The sequence below is a fragment of the Stenotrophomonas sp. STEN018 genome, from assembly GCF_056760235.1.
The window spans coordinates 54,240-76,718 of record NZ_JBRREK010000016.1; the positions used below are offsets into that span (position 1 = coordinate 54,240).

At 62.3% G+C, this 22,479-nt stretch carries 12 protein-coding genes; 8 read left to right on the plus strand and 4 right to left on the minus strand.

From position 1 onward, the window contains the following. The 7 genes from ACVOMB_RS08515 (at nucleotide 1) to ACVOMB_RS08545 (ending at nucleotide 17,598) form a co-directional block, all read left to right on the plus strand. Nucleotides 1-3,540, plus strand: a complete 3,540-nt coding sequence (locus ACVOMB_RS08515) for a protein kinase domain-containing protein (RefSeq protein WP_481530765.1) — start codon at nucleotides 1-3, stop codon at nucleotides 3,538-3,540. Beyond that, nucleotides 3,537-3,815: a hypothetical protein gene (locus ACVOMB_RS08520; RefSeq protein ID WP_481530766.1), complete on the plus strand. Its 279-nt coding sequence runs from the start codon at nucleotides 3,537-3,539 to the stop codon at nucleotides 3,813-3,815. The genes ACVOMB_RS08515 and ACVOMB_RS08520 overlap by 4 nt, the downstream gene beginning before the upstream one ends. A 133-nt stretch (nucleotides 3,816-3,948) precedes the next feature. After that, entirely contained in the window at nucleotides 3,949-5,628 is a 1,680-nt protein-coding gene (locus ACVOMB_RS08525; RefSeq protein WP_481530782.1) for a ShlB/FhaC/HecB family hemolysin secretion/activation protein, read from the plus strand. Nucleotides 5,629-5,639: 11 nt separating this feature from the next. After that, nucleotides 5,640-13,223 carry a two-partner secretion domain-containing protein gene (locus ACVOMB_RS08530; RefSeq protein WP_481530767.1) on the plus strand — a complete coding sequence of 2,528 codons (7,584 nt, stop codon included), beginning with the start codon at nucleotides 5,640-5,642 and terminating at the stop codon, nucleotides 13,221-13,223. Nucleotides 13,224-13,257: 34 nt separating this feature from the next. Beyond that, the gene (tssA, locus tag ACVOMB_RS08535; RefSeq protein ID WP_481530768.1) at nucleotides 13,258-14,298 is read left to right on the plus strand and encodes a type VI secretion system protein TssA; all 1,041 of its coding nucleotides are present in this window, start codon (nucleotides 13,258-13,260) and stop codon (nucleotides 14,296-14,298) included. Between the two features lie 352 nt (nucleotides 14,299-14,650). Beyond that, nucleotides 14,651-15,640 carry an Lnb N-terminal periplasmic domain-containing protein gene (locus tag ACVOMB_RS08540; RefSeq protein ID WP_481530783.1) on the plus strand — a complete coding sequence of 330 codons (990 nt, stop codon included), beginning with the start codon at nucleotides 14,651-14,653 and terminating at the stop codon, nucleotides 15,638-15,640. Then, a complete protein-coding gene (locus ACVOMB_RS08545) occupies nucleotides 15,637-17,598 on the plus strand; it encodes an esterase/lipase family protein (RefSeq protein WP_481530769.1) in 1,962 nt (653 codons plus the stop codon). Before ACVOMB_RS08540 ends, ACVOMB_RS08545 begins: the two co-directional genes overlap by 4 nt. A gap of 117 nt (nucleotides 17,599-17,715) precedes the next feature. Here the strand turns inward: ACVOMB_RS08545 and ACVOMB_RS08550 are convergent, their stop codons facing one another. After that, nucleotides 17,716-19,077 carry an MFS transporter gene (locus ACVOMB_RS08550; RefSeq protein WP_481530770.1) on the minus strand — a complete coding sequence of 454 codons (1,362 nt, stop codon included), beginning with the start codon at nucleotides 19,075-19,077 and terminating at the stop codon, nucleotides 17,716-17,718. A 74-nt stretch (nucleotides 19,078-19,151) separates the two neighbouring features. On the opposite strand from ACVOMB_RS08550, the gene soxR reads away from it, so the two are divergent. Then, on the plus strand, nucleotides 19,152-19,586 hold the full coding sequence (gene soxR, locus ACVOMB_RS08555) for a redox-sensitive transcriptional activator SoxR (protein ID WP_481530771.1): 435 nt from the start codon (nucleotides 19,152-19,154) through the stop codon (nucleotides 19,584-19,586). Nucleotides 19,587-19,678: 92 nt separating this feature from the next. Here the strand turns inward: soxR and ACVOMB_RS08560 are convergent, their stop codons facing one another. The 3 genes from ACVOMB_RS08560 to ACVOMB_RS08570 form a co-directional block, all read right to left on the minus strand. Next, entirely contained in the window at nucleotides 19,679-20,086 is a 408-nt protein-coding gene (locus ACVOMB_RS08560) for a hypothetical protein (RefSeq protein ID WP_282268515.1), read from the minus strand. A gap of 82 nt (nucleotides 20,087-20,168) precedes the next feature. Then, entirely contained in the window at nucleotides 20,169-21,518 is a 1,350-nt protein-coding gene (locus tag ACVOMB_RS08565; protein ID WP_481530772.1) for a phosphatase domain-containing putative toxin, read from the minus strand. 323 nt (nucleotides 21,519-21,841) lie between these two features. Then, on the minus strand, nucleotides 21,842-22,303 hold the full coding sequence (locus tag ACVOMB_RS08570) for a DUF4426 domain-containing protein (RefSeq protein ID WP_481530773.1): 462 nt from the start codon (nucleotides 22,301-22,303) through the stop codon (nucleotides 21,842-21,844). Between the last annotated feature and the right edge of the window lie 176 nt (nucleotides 22,304-22,479).

Consider the following 22,479-nt stretch of genomic DNA (forward strand, 5'->3'; position numbering starts at 1 on the left):
GTGCAAGAGGACAGTCCTTCCGTGGTCGAATTGGTTACTGCTTTCCGCTCCGGGGAGCTTGATCTTCCCGCCATGTTGGCGGCTTTGGACAAGTGCCAGACCCTGCCTGAAGAAGAGTATCGCATCGGCTTTGAGACCTTGTGGCGCATGCGTGAAGAGCATGCGATTGATGAGGTGACCATCAGTACGTTGCTGGAGCGCATGCAGTCCATGCGGACGCAGCTGGGGGCAGCCGTTGCCGATGATGATGTAACGGTGATCAAACCAGCGCCACGCGCAGGCGAAAAAGCAGACGATGTCACTCGGGTACTGCCTGCCAATGACGTGGCAGCTGCGCCGCGGGACGTCAGTAGTACCGGTAGCCATTCACACAGCGCGGCAACTGCCGGCTGGGAGCATGTGGTTGCCGCAAGTGACCGCTACGTGTCGGTCGGCAGCACGTTGAAGGGACGGTTCCTGCTGGAACGCGAGCTCGGTCGTGGCGGCATGGGTGTGGTTTACCTGGCGCAGGATGCCCGCAAGATCGAGGCGCGCGATCGCGATCCATGGGTGGCGGTGAAGGTCCTGAGCGACGAATTCCGTCGCCATCCGGACTCGTTGGTTGCGCTGCAGCGTGAGGCGCGCCGTTCGCAGCAGCTTGCTCATGACAATATCGTGCGCGTGCACGACTTCGATAAGGACGAAGGCATCGTCTTCATGACGATGGAGTATGTCGCCGGCAGTGACCTGCGTACCTACATCCGCGAGCAGGCCTCCAATGGCATGTCCTTGGCGCGAGCACGGCCGCTGATCGAGGGCATGGCACGCGCTTTGGGACGCGCGCACGCAGCGGGCATCGTTCATTCCGATTTCAAGCCCGGCAATGTGATGGTTACCCTGGACGGTGCACCGAAGGTGTTCGACTTCGGGATCGCCCGCGCTGGTCAGCACAAGGCGGATGCCAGCGGTGAACAGACCGTATTCGATGCAGCTACGTTGGGCGCACTGACTCCCGCGTATGCAAGCCTGGAGATGTTGCGTGGACAGGCACCGACACCTGCTGACGACATCTATGCGTTGGGCTGCGTGTGTGTGGAACTGCTCACCGGACGACACCCATTTGACAAGAACAGTGCCGAAGTTGCGTTGAAAGAGGGCCGGCGGCTGCCGCGGATCCCCGGGTTGAGCCGTCGCCAGTACCAGACCTTGTCTGCTGCGGTGGCCTTTGAACAGAACAAGCGTCTGCCGGACGTGCAAGCGTTGTTGGAAGGTCTGCGCGATGTGAGTTGGCGCGAGCGTGTGCTACCCGTCGTTGGCTATGGCACAGCGGCGACTGTGGTGCTGGTTGCGGCGGGTGTTGGCCTATGGCGGCATGATGCGTCCAGTCGCTTGAACAAGGTGGTCGAGGGCTTCAGTGCTACCGCACCGGACCGCTATCGCGATGAAGCACAGGCCGTGGCCGGGCTGGAGTCGCTGGATGACGAGCAGCGTGCGCAGTTCCTTGTTGGAAGCGGCGACCTGGTACGCCAGTTTCTTGTGCGCCGTCTTGATGAGTTGTGGAAACCGGAGGCAGGTCGGTTTGACTTTCCCGGCATCGCCAAGGTCTTTGCCTTGCGTGATCGCTTGCGTCTCTACGCGCCTGCGATGGACGCGCGTCGCGCCGCGATTGAAAGTGAGCGTGACAGTCAGCTCAATACTTTGGATACCCGGCTCGGTGAGCAACTGCTCGGGTCAGGCAATCTGTTCGCGGAAGGCGCCGGCAGCCTGCAGGAGACGTTGGCACGGATAGGCATGATTGATCCCGGCAGCCCGCTTCTGCACAACCCTGATCTTGAAGTGGGCTACGCACAGGCAATTTCCACTGCACTTGCCAAAGGTCAGCGGGAGCTGGCACGCAGCCAGTTGGCGCTGGCCACGAAGCAGTTCCCGCAATCGCTGCGTCTGCAGCTGCAGCAGGCAAAGCTGCGTAGCCTTGCGCGCCCGGCAGCCGATGCTGCGGCGGCCGGTAGCGTTGCCCAGGCAACGGCCAGCTTCGAACAGTTGCTGCAGGCGCCCTCGGCGGCTGCTGATTGGCAGGCAAAGATGGCGGCTGTCATGGCCAGACTGGGCGATGATCCTGCGCAGTTGCAAAGTGCGCAGCTGCGTCTGGGTGAGGCCGTTGCTGCGACGCTGGCGTCCCACGATTCGCCCGCTCAGCTGCCCGATGACCTGATCCTGCTGGACTTCGCTCTGGAGTACGCAGCGAAGACGCCATCCCTGCAACAGCAGCATGCGCATCTTCAGCAGCGGCAGTTGGCAGCGATGGCCGATCTGGAGGCGGAGCGTGCGCAGGCCGAAGTGCTAGCACGCGGCGAATCATTGCGGCGCGCCGTTGCAGCCGGCGATATCGACAAGGCCGAGAGCCTGTTTGCACGCTTGCGGACGCTGCAGCCAGACGCGGCGTTCGTGCGCGAGCAGGCGCCTGCCTTGCTGGCACAGGCCTACCAGTCACAGGCGGATGCACAATTCGCCAAGGGCGACTACCCGGCGGCAGTGAAGGCGGTGACGCGTGGCATTGCGACCCTGGTGAGCAACACCAGCTTGCCCAAGCTGCAGGCGCGCTATCAGTTGGTTGCTGCGGTAATGGCGGTCAATGACGCTACCCCGGCCGGTGAACGGGAGCAATTGCGGCAACGGCTTGACAGCCAGTTCCGCACTGACGGTACGGCGATGGCGCGGCTGGAGCGCGAGATGCAGGCGCGCGGACAGCTGCCGCAAGGTTCGCTACGCAACCGTCTCCAGCTTGGCGGGGCGGAACCCTCGCCGGACCAGGTGGCACCCAAGGCAGGTCCCACCCCGCGGCCGGCTGTGGCACCGGCGTCGACCAAACGCGGTGCGACTGCTGCCCTGCCGAGCGCCGCAAGCGAGGAGGAACCGCTACCGCCGGTTCCGGATGGCCCGGATCCCTGCGACGGGCTGGCTGGTCGTGCGCGCCCTTGCTATGACGCGGTGGGCGAAGGCCGTGGGCCAATGATGATGGTTGTGCCGGGTATGGCCGGCGGCAAACCGTTTGCATTGGCACGCGGCGAGATCGCGGTAGATGACTTCAATGTCTACTGCCGTGCCACCGGCCAATGCGCGGTACGGACGGTTACCAGCGCCGAACTGGGACGCTTGCCAGCGCAGAACGTCACCCTTGGCCAGGCCAAGGGCTATGCGCGCTGGCTGACGCGCGCCAGCGGCGGCTGGCGGTATCGCTTGCCCACCGATGCCGAGTGGCTGCATGCAGCGCAGGCCAGTCAGCGATGGCGGCAAGCCCCTGACTCCAACTGCATTCCGCCTACCGCAACCGCTGAGCAGGCCGGAGGGCCTGCTGGTGTGCGCGGCCGCGAGGCGAACCCTTGGGGTTTGGTGAACCTGACAGGCAACGTATGGGAATGGGTGAGCGGCGGCGATGGTGCCGCATTGCGGGGAGGGAGCTATGCCAGCTTCTGGTCTGACTGCACGGTGGAGGCGCGTCGTGCCGCGCCGACTGCAGCTCAAGCCGATGTTGGCTTTCGCGTATTGAGGGAGCTGAAGTGAACGATTGGGAGAATCAAGCGAACGCGAGCCTGCGGTCGCTGGCCGATGCGCGCCAGCGTGGTCAGCTTGATCGCGCGGAGTACCGGGAACGTCGCCGGCGCATTCTGCAGGCAGGGCGCAACCGCCAGGCACAGACCCAGCCCAATGCACTGCAGCCCACCAGGGCGGCAGTTGCAACAGCGGGTGCACGAAAAAAAAGCAGCGTATGGAAGCTGGCGATGCTTGCTCTGGCACTGCTTGCGGGTGGTCTGCTGATCTGGCTGTTGAGGGAATAGAGCCGATGAAGGTCCTTCTCTGTGGGCAGCTGCAGCTGCCTACCTTCGAGCTTCTGAATGGGTCTGCACGCGTTGGCTGTAGCTGTGCGGTGCAGCGCACTTTTTTCTTGTTGATGGATCCATGTTGATGAAAATGACCACGTTGGCATTGTCTCTCATGGCGGCGCTGCCGGCAGCGCAGGCCTACGAGCTGGACGCAACTACTGCATCTGCAACCGTAGCCACGGATGCACATCAGACTATGCTGCCAGCTGTATCCGAGCGCGACACGAACGTGAGGATGGAGGTCCGTGGTTTCCGGGTGGAAGGCGTAGCGGAGCATCCGCAGCAGCGGATCACAGCTGCCAGCGTTCAGGCCATCGCCGATGCGCACTTTGAACAGTTGGCCGCAGGCGAATCATCGGTGGCGCTGGATTTTGCCCAGTTGCAGGCTGCAGCGGACGTCATCACGACGGCCTATCGGCAAGCTGGTTTCCTGGTCAGCGTTGCTTACCTGCCAGCGCAGACGGTTGCGGCGGACCGCATCATCGAGATACAGGTGATGGAGGGGCGTATCGGAAAAGTCATCGTGCAGGGCAATCAGCGCTATCAAGGGCGCACTTTGAGCGACAGCGCCGAACGCATGCGCGGGCTGCCGCTGCGCCGTAGCGATATCGACAGTGCGCTGCTGTACGCGCGCGATCTGCCAGGAGTGTCGGTGTCCTCGGTGCTGCAGCCCGGCGAGAACGAGGGCGAGACGGACCTGGTGCTGGTCGCCAGCGAAACCGCTAGAGCCTGGGCGGTGAATCTGAGTGTCGACAACTTCGGCACTGAGACGAGTGGCCGCGGCCGCGTGCAGGCGGGCTTGGTCTGGAACAATCCGCTTGGCCGCGGGGATGTTTTTGCTGTCAGTGGCAACTGGCAGTTCAGTCCAACGTCCAGTCGCAACGGTGCATTTTCATACAGCATGCCGATCCGCGGCGTCTCCGGGCTGTCGGTTCTGGCCGGTGCCAACCAGAGTGAGCTGGAAGTAAACACCGGGCCAATGGCGGCACTCGCCATCAAAGGGCCTGCGTCACAACGTTACCTTGGGACGGACTGGAAATTCCTCAACACAGTGCCATTGCAGATGACGGCATCGGCGCGCCTGGTGCGCGAGTCCTCGCGCTTCGAGGCTATCGGCATGGTGTTGTCCAATCACCGCTACGACGTGTCAGAACTGGGCATCGGCCTGCGCCAGAACGATACGCGTTGGCGCGGTGTGAACCTGGCGCAGTTGAGCGTGCGCCGATCGCTGCGTGACAACTCGGCAGCACTCGACGTGGTCAACCCCTATCGTGACAGCCAGTTCACCGTGACGCGGCTGGGTTTGATGCGCATGCAGTACCTCAGCCGCAACCAGCGTCTGGTGGCGAAGTTCAATGGTCAGTACACGCGCAATGGCTTGCCGGCGATGGAGCAGTTCCAGCTGGGCGGCTACGACAGCATCCGTGGCTACTCGCAGGGTGAAACGCTGGGTGATCGTGGCTATCTGTTAGGCCTGGAGTATCAGGTGGATGCGCCGGGGTTTGCTGACCGGATGTCTCCGATTCAAGGCCTGGCCTGGCGCGAACTGTTGACGTTCGACGTGTTTGCCGACCACGGCCGGGTAGCTGATGCCACTGGCCACTTGGCGGCAACCCGTTTGTCCAGCGCCGGCGCTGGAGTGACTTTCCGGCTGTCGCGCTTCCATGGCATGGAACTGCGCTTGGCCGGTGCACTGCCTACCAGTTCCGCCGCTGCGAACGACGGACGCGACGCCCGTGCGTATGCACGGTTGAGCATGAATTTCTGAGGATCTGAACCATGAATCGCATCTACCGCCTTGTGTTCAACCATGCCCTTGGCCAAGTCCAGGTGACCTCGGAAATTGGCACTTCGCCACGCGCGGCGACCGGCGCCATGCGCTGTTTGCCGGCACGCCTGCGCCTGCTGCCGCTGGCGCTGGCGCTTGCTTACGCTGCCGGGGCACAGGCAGTGGAGCTGCCGCAGGCTGGGACTGCCACCGGCGCAACGATCTTCTACGAACCACCTGGCTCGAACACGATGACGATCAGCCAGGCCCAGGCCAAAGCACTGATCAGCTGGGGGAGCTTCAATATCGGTGCGGACAGCGTGGTCAAAATCACTACGCCAGGCGCCAATGCGGTTACCTTGAACGTAGTGCCCAATGGGCCGATGAGCAGCATTGATGGCACGCTGACATCGACCGGTCACGTGTTTCTAATCAATCCCGCTGGTATTGCATTCGGCAGCGGCGCGCAGGTGAATGTTGCTGGACTGGTGGCCAGCTCGTTGGCGTTGAGCCATGACGACCAGGGCGGGAACTACGAGTTCGCTCAGAGCGGAGCAGCGGCAAGCGTCAGCAATGCGGGTGGGGTGATCACCAGCACTGGTCCGGTGGTGTTGATGGGAGCTTCTGTGTCCAACGGTGGCTTCATCACCGGCACCACAGTGAATCTATTGTCGGCTGGCACTGTCAGCCTCCATTACGACCCGCTGAGCGGCGCTACCGCGGTGGTGGGGGCAGCAACCAGTAGTTTGTCAGGCGGCACCGCCGCTGCCGTGACCAACAGCGGCACCATCCTCGCAAACAGCATCGTGCTGCAGGCAAATCTGGATCCGGCTTTGGCAGCATCGGCCATCAACCTTGGCGGCGTGGTGAAGGCAACCGAGCTGGCCTCTGCAGACGCCCGGGGTGGTGAGCTGCGTGTCTCAGGTGATGTCAACGCCGGTACCATCCGATTTACCGGTGATGGTGGCGTCAGCCAAAGTGCCGGGAGTCTGGTTGCCACCACAGGGCTTGAGCTGGCAGTTACCGGCGACGCCACACTGAGCAGTGCGACCAACCAAGTATCCAGCATCGGCGGAGTGGTCAGCGGAAATCTCGCTTTGAGCAATGCCGCCGATCTTGCCCAGAACGGGGCGCTGGAGGTGGCGGGTACCACCATGCTGAAAAATGCATCAAAGAAGGTAACGTTGACCAATGCCGGCAACCGCTTCGGCGGGAATGTATCGCTCAACGCTGGCAATGTAGCCATCTCAGCCGCTGGCAGCCTGGCCCTTGGCAATGTCCAGGTTGACTCACTGAATGCCACCGCTGGATCCATACATTTGCCTGCCGTGATCAGTAGCGCTGGGGGGCAGAGCTACAACGGTGCCGTAGTGCTGGGCCAAAGCGCCAGCCTTTCCAGCAACTTTGGTGCAATCACATTCAACGGAGTGATTGATGGCGGCCATGCGTTGACAGCCCACGCAGGCCTGAACGTCCTTTTTGGTAATGCAGTGGGAGGCTCAACAGCGCTAGCGTCGCTGGATGTCTCCGGCGCATCGGGCATATCGTTGCAGTCGAACGTCACCACCACTGGTATGCAGCGCTACACCGGTCCGGTGAAGTTGTTGGGGACGACGTCGCTGGCCAGCCAGTTGGCGGGCGCCATCGACTTCAGCTCCACCATCGATGGCGCATATGGTTTGACCGTCAATACGGCGGGAGCCACCACCTTCGCTGATGCAATAGGTGGGACTACAGCCCTTGCCTCGTTGACCACCGATGCAGCCGGTACCACCCAGTTGGGCGGCAATGTGCGCACAACGGGAAGCCAGACCTATGGCGATTCCGTTTCGCTGAGCAGGCCTGTCACGTTGAGCAGTGCAGCGGCAGGCGACATTACGTTCGGCAGCAGTGTCACCGGGGCTTCCGGCTTGATCGTCAATACCGCCGGGCAGACCACATTTGGTGGCGTCGTCAGTCTGGGTTCGCTGGAGACAGATGCCGGTGGCACGACCAAACTGGGGGGCAACGTGACCACCAGTGGCGCGCAGGCGTACGGCGACGGATTGGTACTCACTGGCGATGTCGCGTTGACCAGTACGCTTGGTGATTCCATCAGTATCAACGCAGGTGCCAATGGCGGGCATGCACTGACGGTAAACACGACAGGTGCCACCACGCTGGCTGGTGGTTTTGGCAGCACCGCTGCATTGGCATCGTTTGCTACCGGCGCAGGTGGAACGACGCGCTTGAGGGGCGTGTTCAATACTCTAGGTGACCAGACTTATGGCGACAATGTCGTACTACTCGGCGGCTCCACGCTATCCAGTTCTGCCGGTTCCATTGGCTTCGGCGGCGCATTGGATGGCGCATACTCGCTGACGACAAGTACAGCGGAAGGAACAGAGTTTTCGGGTGCTGTTGGGGCAATGGATCCACTGGCATCTCTGGCAGTCTCTGCTGGGTGGTTCAGCGCGCAGGGCATCACGACCATCGGCAACCTCAGCCTCAACGTCTCCAACGGTATCTTGCAGGCGGGGGCTTACTACGTTGGCGGCGATGCCAGCTTCGCTTCGGACGGCCATCTGACGCTGACAAATGCCGGGAATTTTTTCAACGGCAAAGTAGCGCTCGACGGCACCATTGTCTACATCAATGCAAGCACAGCGCTGGGGATCAGTAGGGCCCAGACCACCAAGTTGTTCGCACAGGCCTTGGGCGCGCTGACACTGGATGACGCCATTATCGGCAGCGGTGGCGCCAGTCTTGTCGGGTCGGCCATGTCGCTGGGTTCCATCACGGTTACCAATGGCGGCGACCTGGAGGTTTTCGGCTCGTCCATAAGCCAGTTCAGGGCATTGGACGTTTCGGGCATGAGCGCTTTCCACGCAGGTAGCGGCAACATCACATTGGGCGCTCTCAATGCGTTTGGCGGTCGTGTCGATCTGCAGGGCAGTAACATCCTCATCAATGCAGGAAACCTGCTCACACTCGGCAGCGTCAGTGCGAGCAGCCTGACGGCGAGCGCATCCCAACTCCAGCTGACCAGCAACATAACCACGACGGGCTACCAACGGTATGTTGGCGCACTCGGATTGACGCGTGATACCTCGCTGGTCGCGGATGGAAATCTCGACATTCTCGGTAGCATTGATGGCGGATGGGGGCTCGCACTGAACTCACTTGGCACGGTCCGCATTGCTGGAGATGTAGGTCAATCGACAGCGCTCTCCAGCCTGACGGTGTCCGGCCCAGCGGCCATCGATAGCGCAGTAACCACGGTTGGCGCGCAGACGTTCAACGGCGCGCTGCAGTTGAACGGCGACAGCAACCTGACCAGCGTGCAGGGCGACATAACCCTGGCAGTTGTGGATGGTGCGCACGCATTGGCACTGAATGCAGGCAGTGGCACGGTGCGTTTCGGATCGATCGGGGCAAGCAATGCACTGACCAGCCTGCAGGTCGACAGTGCCGCGGTCGGCTTGCTGGGGACATCGGTAAGGACCAGCGGCGCACAGCAGTACAACGCTTCAGTGGTGCTGACCAAGGACGTGACCCTTGCCAGCACCGGCGGAGGCGACATCGGGTTCGGCGGCAGCATCGATGGTGGCTTTGCATTACAAGTCAATACAGCCGGTGTCACCCGCTTTGGTGGCGCGGTTGGAGGGGCCGGCGCGCTGGCATCGCTGACGACAGATGCAGCCGGTACTACCGAGCTGGGCGGTGGGGTCACTACCAGTGGCGACATTGCATTCAATGATGCGGTCAACCTGAAAGCACTCACCAGCGTGCGGAGCCAGAACGGCACAGCGACGTTCGGCAATACCGTTATTGGGCCTTGGGCACTGGCCGCAACCGGTGGTGCCGGCACCGCGTTCGGCGGCGCGGTCGATGTGCAGAGTCTGCTGGTACAAGGTGGTGGCACCACCATGCTGGGAGGCGACGTAAGCGTCGATGCCAGCGCTGTGTTCAATCGTCCTGTTTTGTTGACCAATGATGTGACCGTGGATGCAGGAACTGTCTCCTTTGCGGGGGCGATCAACGGCGCGCATGCACTGGACATCAACGCCACCGGTGCGGTGACTATTGGCGACCATGTTGGCGGGACTACTGCATTGGATTCGTTGACGGTGCGCGGCGCATCACTGGGCGCCAAAGGCATCACCACAACCGGCAATCTTTCCGTGGATGTTGCCGCTGATATCACCCAGGCCGCTGCCTATGGCGTTGGGGGATCGGCCAGCTTCGCATCACAGGGCAACATCACTCTGGGCAACAGCGGCAACCGCTTTGATGGCGTGGTATCGCTGGACGGTGGCACTGTTCAAATAGTCAGTGCGTCCGCGCTCAATCTGGACGTTGTGCAGGCAGACAGTCTTTCTGCAACCTCCAACGGCGGACTGAGACTTGGCACTGCCACGATTGCTGGCAATGCCACGTTGTCTGGTAACGGAATCGTCTTCGACGATGCCACGATCCAGGGTAACCTCGGAGCAGTCAGCGGCGGTTTCATCCAGCAGAGCGGAGTGTTGAATGTCGCCGGCACCAGCCAGCTCAATGCCGTTGGCGACATCACCTTGAGCAATGGGCAGAACGCGTTTGCTGGCGCGCTTGCGTTGTCAGGCAGGACGATTGCTGTCGAGTCCGCCGGCGACCTGTTGGTGACGCAGCTGTACAACGGGCCCAATTCTGCGGTCAGTCTGGTCTCGGCGAAAGGCTTGTCGCTGACCGGCAACGATGTGGATACCGGCACTGCCAACCTGACGCTGGCAGCCAATGGCGGCCGGTTGACCACTCAGGTTGCGCTGGCGGGCGCAGGCCTGGATCTGCTGGGTAGTCACGGCATCGCGCTGTCGGGCAACGTTTCCGCTGCTGGAGCTGCAACGTTTACCAGCACCAATGGCGATATCGTGCAGAATTCCGGTCGCACCCAGGTGGGCGGGTTTACTCGTATTTCGGCGGGCACAGGGCAGATTGGCTTCGGCAACAGCAACAATCTGTTCACCGGGCCGGTGCATCTATCGGGCGGAACGACGACCATCCGCTCTACGGGTCTTCTGGTGCTTGACGGCCCCGCCGTGAGCAGCCTGGACGCGACCGGCAGCGCGGGGCTTGACGTTGCAGACATGTCGGTCGCTGGGAATGCCGCGCTCGACGCCGGCAGCGGCGTGCTGGCAATCAACAACGTTGATGTCGGCGGCAACTTGACTGCAAGCGGTGCGTCGATCACCCAGACCGGCAGCATGGCGGTGGATGGTGCGGCTACCTTGACCAGTGCCGGCAGCATCCTCGTATCCGATGCCACGCTAGGCAGCCTGGACGCCACTGCCGGTGATGATCTGTCCATCAGCAACGGCACGGTCATCGGCAATGCGGGACTGCGCGCGGCTGATGCGCTGACTCTGGACAGGCTCAGCGTCGGTGCAGACCTGAGCGCCAACGGCGCTTCGGTCACCCAGACCGGCACGCTCGCTGTTACCGGTGCGGCAACGCTGGGCAGCACTGGGGCCATGTCACTGGCAGCAGTGACCGCCGGCCGCCTCGCCGCAAGCGCAGGCAATGGTCTGATTTTGGCAGGTGCGACGGTAAGCAATGGCGCCGCGCTTGATGCTGGTACTGGTGTACTGGCAGTCAACGATCTGGCGGCGGGCAGTATCAGCGCCAGGGGCAACGGTATCATCCAGAGCGGGTCGCTGGCGGTCACTGGCGATGCCGCGCTCGACGCCGGCAGCGGTGCGCTGGCAGTCAACAACGTTGATGTTGGCGGCAACTTGACTGCAAGCGGTGCGTCGATCACCCAGACCGGCAGCATGGCGGTGGATGGTGCGGCTACCTTGACCAGTGCCGGCAGCATCCTCGTATCCGATGCCACGCTAGGCAGCCTGGACGCCACTGCCGGTGATGATCTGTCCATCAGCAACGGCACGGTCATCGGCAATGCGGTACTGCGCACCAATGATGTGTTGACTGTGGACGCGCTTCGGGTTCATGGAAACATGGCGGCATCAGCAGGTTCAATTGCCCAGTCGGGGGCGCTGTTCATTGCAGGTAGCGGCGATCTACGCAGCGGCACACGCATCGACCTGGACAACACCGCCAACGTGTTCACAGGGCCACTGTCTCTGCAGGGGCAGCAGGTGCTGATCGCAGCTGCTGGCAGCCTGCAGCTCGCACGGGTTGATGCAACATCGTTGGTCGCTGGTGCGACGGGGATTTTGTCCTTGGGCGCCGCGAGTATCCTCGGCAACACGCATCTCGATGGGCTCGGCGTGAATCTCGGAGCCGCCACCATCGGCGGAGATCTACAAGTAAGAAGTGGCGCAGGAATCACGCAGACAGCAGCAGTGAGGGTTGGCGGTTCCGCCGACCTGGTGGCAGTTGGTGCGATAGCGTTGGGCAATGCCGGCAATGACTTCACGGGCGGGGTGAGTGCACGCGGCGATGGCATCGTATTGGCAGATGCCAATGACATGGAGTTGACTGCGCTCGACAACCGCAATGGTGATGGGGCAGTAACAGCCGTGGCAGGAGGTACCTTGACCCTGCCTGCCATGGCCATTGATGTGGGCTCTGCAAGGCTGACGTTGTTGTCCCAAGGCGGTAGCTTGTCCATCAGCAAAGGGTTGGCCGGTGGCGATATGCTGCTTGGCGGCCGCGATGGTTTGTCGCTTTCGGCAAACGTCAGCTCGGCCGGAACGCTGGCTCTGAACAGCAGGGCGGGAATCACCCAGAACAGCGGTGTCCTGACGGCAGCGGCGTTGACCGGTTCCGCACTTGGCGATGTCAAGCTGCGAGGGGAGAACCGGCTATCCTCGTTGGGTGATTTCCAGGCGGGTAGTTTTGATCTGAACAATGCCAGCAGTCTGCTTGTCGATGGCAATGTCACGGTAAACAAGGATCTGTTACTGCATGTTGGAAGTGGTGATCTGCAGCTGTCAGGTCAACTCAACGCAGACGCGGTTCGCCTGCAGGCGGCCGGAAACATCGCGCAGAGCAGCACCGGCAGCATCGTCGCCAAAACGCTGAGCGGTAGCTCCGGTGGTGCGACAAGCCTCGGAACGGCAGCCGCGTTTGCGGCAAACCGCGTTGGCCTGCTCGGCGATTTTGTGGCCAAAGGGGGCTTCAGCATGACCAATGCAGGTACGTTGGCGTTGGGCTCGGTCAATGGCAGCCAGCGCAGCGTTGATGTTGGCGATGCCGCTTTCTTCCTCAAGGTACAGGGTGGTGACCTGCTGCAGGTAGGCAAGGCATCTGTGCGTGCGGGCGAAGCGCATTGGTGGTCCAGTGGCGGTATTGGTACCTCGATTGATCCGATCTACCTGGTTACCTCGCACCCGACCACATATGTGGATTTTGTCGGGAAGCCACCTGCGTACTTCTATGCGGAAGATTTGAATGGTGCTCCGTTGACGATAACCGGCTCTGTGAACATACCCATCGTGGTGCTTGGTTCACGTGCGCAGAGCGGCAGCATGCGGCGGATGCCTTATGTGGACGTCGGGTCGCTGAATGCGGAGTACCGCGCCTTCGGTATCGTCAAGCCAGGTATCCGTTTGCCTGCAGATCAGCTTGCGGTGTGTGATCGCGATGATCCGGACGCGGAGTGTGCGCAGTGAGCATATCCATGGAAAGCGACAGGAGAGGGCGTCAATGAGCATGCACGGCGAATTGGAAAATCTGTGGGTCAGCCTGTCCGAGGAATCACCTTGCGGTCCGGACCTGGAGTACGACCCCGGATTCATGGCTTTGGAGCGTGCCGCCACCAGCCGCAGCGAACGTGCCGTCGGTGACAGTGTCATCGCTGCCGAAGCACCTGATTGGGAGCGGGTCTGTGATCAGGCGCTGGTACTGGCGCAGCGTACGCGCGACCTGCGGGTAGCGATGCATCTGACCAGCGCGTGGACCAGCATGCACGGTTTGGCCGGCTGGGGCGACGGCATTGCGTTGTTGCGCGGCCTGTTGGAACAGCAGTGGGCTTGGGTCCATCCGCAGCTGGATGCAGAGGATGATGACGATCCAACCGCGCGGGTGAATGCGTTGCTTGGGCTGGCAGATCCGCAGGGGGCACTGGGATTGTTGCGCACAGCGCATTTTGTGTGGTCGGCCAGGCTGGGCCGTTTCAGCCTGCGTGACCTGCGAGTGGCAGACGGGAGCATCAAGCTCGCCGAGGGTAGTGATGGTCCCGCTGCGTCGAGGGTGGAGATCGAAGCGTGTTGCCGCGATTGCCAGGAAGAGGACCTGGCTGCCACAGCTCAGGTGGTGCAGCGTGCGCTGGAAGATGCGCGTGCGATTGATGTGCTGCTCAGTGACCGATTGGGCCACGCCGCGCCGGATATGAAACTGCTGTTGGGCGACCTGTTGGAGCTGGACAGGTTCGTGCAGCCGCAATGGCAGGCCCGTAGTGGGGGCGTCGCCTCCCTTGAGGACGGTCAGCTGAGCGCAGCTGTGGGTACTGCCGGTGGCGGTGCTGCGGCACCGTCGGGGCAGATTTCCGGACCGGAAGACGTGCGGCGCCGGATCGATGAAATCTGCGATTTCTATGCGCGGCAGGAGCCTTCCAGCCCGGTGCCATTGTTATTGCGCAGAGCGCAGCGGTTGGTGGGGTGCGACTTCACCACGTTGTTGAAGGATCTGGCACCAGGCGGTTTCGATGAGTTGCAACGCGTGGTGGGGCGTGGCGACGATGATTGAATCTTGCCGAATATTGCATTGCAGATGCCGATTAATTTTTTGAAAAACAAGGTATTAGGCGGGACTGCGGTTTGCCGCTGGCGGACCTGAAGGGTAGTTGGCCGAGCTCAGCTCGCTCGGCTGTGACGGAATTGAGGAACCGGCCATGTGCCGGTTCTTTTTTTTTTTACCTCTCTTTCGGCGCTGGGCAGGCTATCTTTGCCGCGGGTCGCTGGCGACCCATTCATTGGGCAGTGGTTGCCGGCTTGGCGCGGTGCGCTTCCGGGGCCACTGGGTCTTTCAGGAGAGTGAAGTGGCAAATGTAGGGAAGCGGCGTCTGGGCAGTGTGGTGCGTGGCGTCGGTCGGGTCCTGTTGGCGTTGTTGTGCTTGGGTATAGGTATCTGGGGCGGCTTCGCGCTGTGGTATCAGTTCCCCGGCAACGTGGTGGCAAAGGTGGTCGCGATCCTGGTGTGGTGTGTACCCAGCATATGGGCGATCCGCGCGGGCTTTGGGCCGGTGCGGCGCTGGCATTCGCTGGCGGTGTTCGGTGCGTTGTTTGCGGTGATGCTGATCTGGTGGGCGACGATCAAGCCGCAGCAGGACCGGGCCTGGGCCGATGACGTAGCGCAGCCGCTGCATGCGCGCATCGAGGGCGACCGCCTGGTCATCGACAACGTGCGTAATTTCCATTGGCGTACCGAGACCGACTACGACGTACGCTGGGAAGCGCGCGAATACGATCTGTCACAGGTACAGTCGGTGGACATGATCCTGTCCTATTGGATGGGCCCGGCGATTGCACACACGTTGGTTTCATTCGGTTTTGCCGATGGCAGGCAGCTGGTGTTCTCGCTGGAGATCCGCAAGGAGCAGGGTGAGTCGTTCTCGGCGCTGGGTGGCTTCTTCCGCAAGTTCGAATCGGTGCTGGTGGCCTCGGATGAGCGCGACATCGTGCTGACGCGCAGCAATGTGCGCGGTGAGGATGTCTACCTGTACCGTCTGCATGGGCTGAGCCCGGACAAAATGCGCGATCTGCTGCGCTTCTATGTGGACCGGGCGCAGCTACTGGAAAAAGAGCCGCGCTTCTACAACACACTGACCAGCAACTGCACCACGGTGGTATTTGAGTTGATGCGGCGCATCCAGCCCAATCTGCCGCTGGACTATCGCCTGCTGGCTTCCGGTTACCTGGCCGAGTACGCCGCCGACGTGGGCGGGCTGACCCCGGGCGTGGCGATGGCACATCTGCAACAATCGGGGCGTATTACGCTGCGGGCACGCGAAGCGGGCGATGTGGCTGATTTCTCTTCCCGGATACGCGCAGGTGTACCCGGCATTCCCGCCTCAGGAACTACCCCATGACCCACAACCCGCAGACATGGATACGCCGGCTGCTGCCGGTGGTCGCGGTAATGGCGCTGCTGCTGTCCAGCGGCTGCGCCATGGTGAAGATGAAAGCGGTGAGCAACACCGATTACGTGATGCTCAAGCGTGGCGACATCCTCAGCACCGGCAAGCTCAGTGCCTTGTCGCAGGAGTCGCTGTCGGTGATTGGTTTGACCGAAAGTGATTGCAGCAAGGATCTGCCCAGCTGCCGGCAGACGGTGACCACCAATGACGGCCTGCAGTCCGAGCAGCGCCTGTCTACGCTGGCCGAGCTGTGGATGAAGGAGGCTTTGGCGCTCACGCCCAAGGCCAAGGGCAACGAGCCCATCGAGTTGCCGCCGGCGGCCTTGAATGCCTGGTTGGAAACTGCACGTTATTCCTATCTGTACCTGTTCTTCAGCGGCCGCAGCCCGGCGCAGCGTGCATTGGAGGACCGGCTTACCCAGGTGCGGGATTACTACAACTACGCCACCGAGCAGGCCGCCTCGGTGGTGTTCCAGCGCACCCGCACGCGGGCGATGGAGGGCGAGGACATCAACCTGCCGGTGCAGGTGGATGACTGGACCATCAGCACACAGTTCGACGGGCTCAAGCTGGAAGGTGTGCCCAAGCAACTGGTGGCAGCCTCGTCGGTGAGTTTTGCCGGCTTGCGCAGCTCGTATCGCCGCGATGGTTTTGGTGCTGAATTGGTAGCAATGATGGAAGCGCCGGTGTTGGCACAGGCGCTGGAAGTGGAGGAGAGCAAGCAGCAGCTGCCGGTCTACAGTGAGATGCCGGCGATCAACGCCACCGCTGTGCTGAACTTCAGCGGCAACACCCTGGAGGAAGTGCTGGCCACCCGCCATGTGCAGTTGCAGGCTTATTCGCCCGACCTCACCAGCATCCAGATGCGTGGGCAGGAAGTGCCGCTTGCCGCCAACTTCACCGCAGCCTATGGCCTGTGGCTTGCCCAGTCCGGGTTTGCCACCGAATCACTGCGCACCTTGTTTGGCCGTGGTGTGGGCATCCGCGAGCCGCATATCTATCTGATGCAGCCCTACGATCCGAACAAGCGCATCATCTTCATGTTGCACGGCCTGGCCAGCAGCCCGGAGGCCTGGGTGAACCTGGCCAACGAGATCATGGGCGACGAGGAGATGCGCGAGCATTACCAGGTGTGGTCGGTGTATTACCCGACCAATGCGCCGATTGCCTTGAACCGTTACACCATCAGCAAGGCCTTCAACAGCACGTTGCATCAGTTCGACCCCAAGGGAACGGCACCGGCATCGCACGATATGGTGTTCATCGGCCACAGCATGGGCGGTGTGATCGCGCGGCTGATGCTCAGCGACTCGGGGCAGGTGCTGTGGAACGACACCCGCGAGCGTTACAACCTGCAGGGCGAGCGGCTCAAGCGGGTGGAGGCCAAACTCGGCCCCATACTGAGTTTCACCCCGCAGCCGAACGTGGAGCGCGCAATTTTCCTGGCCTCGCCGCATAAAGGCACCGATGCGGCTGGTAATCGGCTGGGGCGCCTGATCGGCAAGTTGGTTCGGATGCCGCTGACTATCCTGGGGGCCTTCGGTGACGCCTTCATGGCCTTGCAGGATTCGGGTGAAGCCGATGGCAACAAGACCAAGGAACCGATCGTCACCAACAGCATCGAAAATCTGAAGGCCAATGATCCGTTCGTGATTGCGTCCTCAACCTTGCCGATCCAGCCGGGTCTGAAGTACCACTCCATCATCGCCAAGCGTAAGGCCGATGTGCCTACCGCCCAGTCCGACGATGGGCTGGTGCCGTACTGGAGCGCGCATCTGGATGGCGCGTTGTCGGAGAAGGTGATCGTGTCCGGCCACAGTGTGCAGGAAACACCGGAAGCGGTTCTGGAAGTGCGGCGCATCCTGCGCAAGGACCTGCAGGAAGTGGAAGGCGTGGATACCACGCACTGAGCCTATGCCGGGCTGCGTGCAGCCCGGGCAATGGATCATGCAGGCGCTGCCACGTAGAAGATGGCCGCGCAGGAGCTTGCAGGGCTGCGCGATCGAACGCAGCTCGGCAGGTGCCGATCAGCCGATGCGGCGGCCAACCATGGTCGCCATCGCTGCCAACAGCAGGGTCACCACGAAGCACAGCAGATAGCCGGTGGTTTCATTGCCGCCGACTGTCGCGGCAAACAGCGAGCCGGAGATCGCCAGCGTCGAGGCCACCGCGATGCCTTCGCTCAGCTGCAAGGCCGAGCTGTTTGCACCTTGCTCATGCGGCGCCGACAGCGACAAAGTCAGCACCGACAGGCTGGGATAGATCAGGCCCATACCCAGCCCGGTCAGCGACCAGCCGGCAAGCGCCAGCATCAAGGGCACGCCGGGATACAGGGTAAGCACGGTGATCAGCAGGCCGGCCAGCATCAGCCAGGTGCCAGCCTGCAGCATGTGCGTGCGCCGCCAGCCGAAGTGCTGGTGGCCTTGCAACCACGAGCCGGAGAACCAGCCCAGCGCGCCCAGACTGAGTGCAGCACCGGCCCATAGCGGCGACAAACCGCGCTCGCGTTGCAACAGCAGTGGGAGGAAGGCTTCGGCACCGAAGAATGCCGAAGCGGCGATGCCGCGCAAGGCAATGACGCTGGGCAGACCGCGGCGCAGCAGCAAGCTGCCGCGTGGCAGCAGGTGACGGGCACAGAAGATCAGTGCGGCTACTGCCGCCGCCATCACCGCCAATGCCTGCGCACCTTGCAACTGTCCGCCGACATACAGCAACAGCGCGGCCAGCGCTGTGCCTATCGCCCAGCGCACCACCGGTCGCTGCTCGACATCGCGGCGGATGCTGGTTTGGGTGCTGCGCAGCGCCGGTAACAGCAGCCAGGCCGCCGGCAAGGCCAGCACCGGCACGATGAGGAAGACCCAGCGCCAGCTCAGGTGCTGCACGATCAGGCCGCTCAGGCCCGGGCCGATCAGCGAGGGCACTACCCAACCGGCGGAGAACGCTGCGAACACTTTCGGCCGCAGCGCTTCCGGATAGGTGCGCGCGACCAGCACATACAGCGATACCGAAATCGCGCCGATGCCGATGCCTTGCAGTAGGCGCCCAACGATCAATACATCCATGCGCGGCGCCAAACCGGCCAGCAACAGGCCAATCAGGAAGCTGCCCAGGCCCAGCCATAGCGGCCGCGCCGGGCCTTGCTGGTCACACATGCGGCCGGCCAAGGTCATGCCGATCACGCTGGTGGCGAGGGCACCGCCGAAGGCCAGCGCGTACAGGCGCAACCCGTCCAAGGCCTGCGCCACGCTGGGCATGGCCGCAGCCACGGCCAGCGCCTCGAAGGCGATCAGTGAGATCAGGGCAACCATGCCGATGGTGGTGGCGCGGTACTGCGGGGCGAGGATGGAGCTGCTGGCCGGCGCTGCCGGCGTGATGCTTGGAGAACTCATGATGCGGCGCTGCTGCTTGAGTTACGGCTGGGGGGCGTGCAGCATCACACCTCAACCAAGGTTTAGGTCAAGTGATGTCTACGCGTGAACTGAGTGTAGGGGAAGTGGCCCGGCGCAGTGGTGTTGCGGTATCGGCCTTGCACTTCTACGAGCGCAAGGGGCTGATCCACAGCCAGCGCACCGCCGGCAACCAGCGACGCTTCCAGAGTGATGTGCTGCGGCGTTTGGCATTGATCCAGGCCGCGCAGCGGGTGGGTATGCCATTGCAGGCGGTGGCCGAGCGCCTGGCAGAACTGCCGGAGGGGCGCGCCCCCAGCAAGGCCGACTGGGCGAAGATGTCAGCGCGTTGGCGCAAGGAGCTGGACGAGCGCATCGCAACGTTGCAGTTCATGCGTGACCAGCTCAGCGATTGCATCGGCTGTGGCTGTCTGTCGTTGAAGCGCTGCGGCCTGCTGAATCCGCAGGATGTGCTGGGGCAGCGAGGTGAGGGGCCACAGCGGGTCGGCTAGGTTCAAATCGCCAGGCCAGCAAGCTGCTGGGTATCCAATGGGCACGCCAGCAGCGCGTTGCAGCCCGGGCCACATCGCGTGGCCCGGATGGATCAGATTTCCGCTTCGATCAACGGCATGGCCAGGCGCGAGCGGGTCAGCACCATGCCGAGGTTGGCGGTGCGGCGGCAGACGAACACCATCACATAGTCCGGGTAACGCTTGCCGCGCATGAAGACATGGATCAGGTTTTCGCTGTTGACGATGATTTCCTGGAAGTAATGCGCGCCTTCCTGGTCTTCCAGACCGCGGGCGCGGCGGAACATCTGCTCGATGCTGCGGATGTTCGGGCCCTGGTACAGATCGGCGGTGGCAGCGGCGACCAGGTCCAGCACTTCGCGCGGATGCGAATCGACGGTGCGTACCGATAGCAACATGCCCGAGCTGATGTCGACATAGCCGGCGGCCACGCATTCGGGGATGGATGCAACGGATTGCTGCAGGGTGGTGTCGAGGGACATGGGGGGATCCTTGCGGAAGGGGGAGAAAAGGAAAAGCGATGCCCGAAGGCCGCAACGCGACCCGGCATCACTCAAGGTTTGATCAATCGCAGGCGCGGATCAGCAGGTTTTCTTCCAGCGCATGCAGCAGGTCTTCCTGCTCCTGCGACTGCACGAAACCCGGGTCCAGCGTGCGCAGGCGGCGCAGTGCTTCATCGGCGGTCAGCCCTTCGCGTATCAACCAGCCCGCCAGCACCAAGCCGGTGCGGCCGAGCCCGGCCAGGCAATGCACGGCAACCACTTCGCCTTCGCGCAACATCACCTCGATCTTGGCCAGCAGCAGCTTGGCCCATAACAACGGGGGGGCGCCGCGGTCAACAATGCCCAGGTGATAGCTGCGCAGACCGTATGGTGCCAGCCGTTCGGCGGACATCTCGCGCTCGGTGAGGTTGACCAGCACGGTGACACCCATGCCACGCAGCAAAGTCAGATCATGATCAATGGCAAATACCACGCCGGGCATCGGGCAGCCGGCGAGCTTGCCTGGCACCAGCCAGTGGAAGCCATTGGGGCCACGCCGCGATGGCGTGGCGGAAAGGCGGACCGGTGCTGCTGTCTGCAACGGCACTGGGCGAAGAATGGATGTTTCGGCTGCAGATGTGGCAGGTCGGCTTGGTGCTTTTTCAGCGATGACAACCGGGGCGGGCGCAGCCACACCTTCGGCCAGTTCTTCGGCACGCGCATCCGGCGCCGGTACATGGCAGCTGCCGGTACGCAGGAACTGCGCCAGCACCGGGTGTTGGCTGTTATTGGCAAAGAAGGCATCCACCGGCGAATCAACCTGCACACGGCCGCCTGCAAGCAGGATCACTCGCGACGCTATACGTCGGGCCTGGCCTTGATGGTGCAGGCTGACCAGGCAGCAGTGGTTGGCAGACAGACGTTCAATCAGCTTGAGCACCGCTTCGGCATCTGCAGGCTCCAGCTCGCTGGTGGGCTCGTCGATCAACAGCAGCGCACTACCGCTGAAGGCGGCGCGCAGGATGGCGACCTGACGGGCGAGTCCGCGCGGCAGGTCGATCACCCGTTGCTGCAGATGTGCTGCAACGGCGGTGGCGCCCAATACCTGCAGGCGCGCGTCGATTTCTTCGCGCAATGCCTGCGGCTTGTTGCCCGCTTGCAGACGCAGCGCGGCGCTGAGGTTTTCCAACACGCTGAAGCCAAGTTCGCGTGCATGCTGTTGCACCAGTACCGGCGGCTGCGTCGCTGCCTCCAGCGGCGCCCCCTGGAACAGCAGCGTGCCCCAGCGCTCACCATGGGCGTTGCCTTGGCCGGACAGTGCCTGCAGCAATGAAGACTTGCCAGTGCCACCCGGCCCCATCAACACCACGATGCCGGGACCGCCGATGCTCAGATCAATGCAGGCCAACACGGTGCGTTGGCCACGGCTCATGCCCCAGCCTTGCAGCTGCAGCAACGATGAGGGGGAGTTGTCAGCTGGCAAGGGACATCACTTTGTCCGACGCAGACTGCATTTCTGCAGCGTGCGCGGAATTGGAAAGGCGGCCAGTATCGTTTGCATCACTTACATGTCAATTTGACTTTGCAACTTGCGCGGGCACAGCACATCAACATTGCAGGCTGCAATGTGATGCCGTTCGTGATGGCATATCGAGTTGATTGGGAAAGGAAATGCGGGCTTTTTCGCCGGCATTTTCAAGGTGGAATGCAGCGCTGAAACAACAAACGAGACGATGCTTGTTGTTTCAGCGGGATTCAGAAATTTCGCTCGAAGCGAACATTTCCCGCGCCTGCGTCAGCGCTTATCTGCAGTTCCACGCGCAGCTGATCGCGTGGATGCGCGTCAAGTACGCCGATCAGATCGGTATAAGGACCGGTACGTACCGCACGTAAGTCAATCTGTTGGCGCTTGCCGGAGAGATCGGTGGCGATGGCTTGTACCTTGCCATCTGCGGGCAGTTCTTCGCCTTGTTCCAGTTGCCGCAAGGCGACCACCAGCAGGGCGCGGTCGGCTTCGCGCTGCACCTGGTAGCTGCGGGCTACTGCGTCATTCATGGCCAGCGTTGGCAGCAGGTTGTAGTGCACGCGCAGCTTGCCGAGGTCGGCGTGGCTGGGTTGCGATTGCTGGATGACGGCTGCTTGCGGAGGTTGTTGTGCGGAGCAGGCGCTGAGGATGAGCAGGAGGGTGGAAGACAGCGTTAGGGCGAACCGGTGCATGGTGTTGGTGTCCTTGGGCTGTGGTGTTGGAGGGGGGCTTTCTTGGTTGCTTGAAAGCTACAAGGCTTCGTCTTGCTCCCCCTCTCCCCAACCCCTCTCCCGCGAGGGGAGAGGGGAGAGGGGCTATTTGAAGCAGGTCTCCGCGAGTGCGGGCGGCTCGTGTACTTGGCTGAAGA

Excerpts from the sequence above, each read along its gene's own strand:
- ACVOMB_RS08525 (WP_481530782.1), top strand. The coding sequence starts at position 3,949 with ATGACCACGTTGGCATTGTCTCTCATGGCGGCGCTGCCGGCAGCGCAG.
- ACVOMB_RS08530 (WP_481530767.1), top strand. The coding sequence starts at position 5,640 with ATGAATCGCATCTACCGCCTTGTGTTCAACCATGCCCTTGGCCAAGTC.
- tssA (WP_481530768.1), top strand. The coding sequence starts at position 13,258 with ATGAGCATGCACGGCGAATTGGAAAATCTGTGGGTCAGCCTGTCCGAG.
- ACVOMB_RS08545 (WP_481530769.1), top strand. The coding sequence starts at position 15,637 with ATGACCCACAACCCGCAGACATGGATACGCCGGCTGCTGCCGGTGGTC.
- ACVOMB_RS08550 (WP_481530770.1), bottom strand. The coding sequence starts at position 19,077 with ATGAGTTCTCCAAGCATCACGCCGGCAGCGCCGGCCAGCAGCTCCATC.
- soxR (WP_481530771.1), top strand. The coding sequence starts at position 19,152 with ATGTCTACGCGTGAACTGAGTGTAGGGGAAGTGGCCCGGCGCAGTGGT.
- ACVOMB_RS08560 (WP_282268515.1), bottom strand. The coding sequence starts at position 20,086 with ATGTCCCTCGACACCACCCTGCAGCAATCCGTTGCATCCATCCCCGAA.
- ACVOMB_RS08565 (WP_481530772.1), bottom strand. The coding sequence starts at position 21,518 with ATGAGCCGTGGCCAACGCACCGTGTTGGCCTGCATTGATCTGAGCATC.
- ACVOMB_RS08570 (WP_481530773.1), bottom strand. The coding sequence starts at position 22,303 with ATGCACCGGTTCGCCCTAACGCTGTCTTCCACCCTCCTGCTCATCCTC.